A 2121-nucleotide genomic window follows, 5' to 3' on the forward strand; every position below is an offset into this window, starting at 1 on the left:
TTGCTGATAACTGTAATATCCATGCCGTGTAATGCCCAGGAGTTGGCACATTAAGCCAACTGGCCAGGTCTTCTTATTTTGGGCGACAAACGAATATTTTATTTCGTTTCTTGAGCAAAGAGGTGAGTAGACCGGTGGAACTTCCCCACCAGCCCCTCTCAAAACGGAGCGTGAACCTCTCGACTCACTCCGCTTCCACTAAGCAAACGCACCTGGCCTTCCTCTATCCCAATGTACAAATAATCTCGGCTTTTCCTTGGCGAGATTACTCAAAAACTCAATTGCCTGTGTTTTATTAAGCCTTATGTATTTTCTCATTGCCCATTTGACTAGTGATTGATTGAAATGCCGAAAGACTGATTCCATTTCAGTAATGTGATATTGTCCATAATAATTAACCCATCCACGAAGGAATGGATTACATCGTTCAACAATATCATGTATCGATAGCTCCGTTCGTCTACCTAATCGACATTTCTTAATCTTTGCTCGCATTGTTTTCATCGCGGTTTTACTCGCAGCTGGAGTAAAGCTTATGAATCGTAAACCATTTCTTTGATTCTTAGCTTCCCTCGGTCTGAATGTAAATCCTAGAAAATCAAACGAGGTGTTTTGATAATTCAATCTACGATTACTATCTTTGCAGTAAACAATCTTTGTTTTATCAGGGTGCATTTCTAAACCACATTCCATAAAACGCGATTCTAACCTGCGTCGAATTTGTTGTGCTTCAGACTCTGTTATGCAGTGCACCAATCCATCATCTGCATAACGACACCATGACATCTTTGGAGCATTGCGCGTCATCCATGAGTCAAAAACATAATGCAGAAATAAGTTACTTAATACTGGACTGATAACCCCACCCTGCATCACACCTTTGACTTTCTCTTGAAGAGTGCCATCTGGTAGTTGCATAGGAGTTACCAACCATCTTTCTATATAGAGTAATACCCATTTACTGTCCGTATGCTTTCTTACTGCTTTCATTAGAAGTTGATGATCGATGTTATCAAACAGGCCTCGAATATCGTACTCTAACACCCAATCATATTGCCAACATCTCTGTCGTGTGATACCTACGGCATCTAACGCTGATTTGTTAGGCCTGTATCCATATGAGTCTGGATGAAAATGAGGTTCGACAATTGGCTCGAAAACTAGCTTGACCACCATCTGCGCTATTCTGTCTGCCACCGTGGGAATGCCAAGTATCCTTTCCCCTCCTGACTTCTTAGGGATGGGAACCGCTTTCACCGCAGGAGGAAAGTAACTCCCAGATGACATTCTATTCCAAAGCTTATAAAGATTGCTCTTCAGATCTTTTCCAAAATCCTCAAGGGATTCTTCATCAACACCAGCCGCACCAGCATTTGCTTTTACAAGTTTATAGGCTTGTACAAATAGTTGTTTCGGAATATTAAATGGTTTTGTCTCTTCCAAGTATTTCCTCCTGAGTAAATCAGTTGAATATTGAATTAGACTGCTTAGCACAGCCCCTTTGCTCCGTCACCATTACAGTGACCTCCTCGCTACTACGAGCTGTTCCGCCCCAGTGCTTTGCATTGGTACTCTCACCCTTGTGAATGTGTCACTTGGATTTCTCCCTTATCATCAAAACGACTGGTTCCCACAGTTCCATAAAGAAGCCCAGATTAGACTCACGCCACCTTCACGCCGAGTACCACTTGCGCAGCCTTCAGGTCTACTCGCAAACTTATCCCAAAGTACGGCGTAAACTTTGGTTTTGGTACTATCTTTAAAGCTAACGACGCTTCACCGATGGTTCATTGATATTCGTCTTTCTAATCCATACCTGCCGAGTGTTCTCGGCTTTTTCTTCAACGCTCACCACCCTTGCTCTTAACAAGAGCAGCTTGAAGTGGTTTGATACCTGTTCCTGACAACCGATACCGATGGGCCTACCATCATCTTCCTTATAGCTTTACCAAAATAATATTTACTCCTTGAATATTATTGTTGATGTGCCTGTGGCACACAGACCGCCGCCTTTTTTAAGATTTCCTTTTCCATTTTCAGGCGTTTATTTTCTTCCTGCAGGCGACGTATCTCTAATTGTTCTGCTGTTAACTTCCCATTTCCTCGAAATGCTTGCCCATC

General features: G+C 42.5%; 1 protein-coding gene. It reads right to left on the minus strand.

Annotated features, from left to right (window positions below):
• Nucleotides 1-198: 198 nt before the first annotated feature.
• Nucleotides 199-1443: a group II intron reverse transcriptase/maturase gene (gene ltrA / locus ELY21_RS15440; RefSeq protein WP_127110930.1), complete on the minus strand. Its 1245-nt coding sequence runs from the start codon at nt 1441-1443 to the stop codon at nt 199-201.
• Nucleotides 1444-2121: the final 678 nt, after the last annotated feature.

The sequence above is a fragment of the Legionella sp. km535 genome, assembly GCF_003990085.1.
GTDB classification, from domain to species: Bacteria; Pseudomonadota; Gammaproteobacteria; order Legionellales; family Legionellaceae; genus Legionella; species Legionella moravica.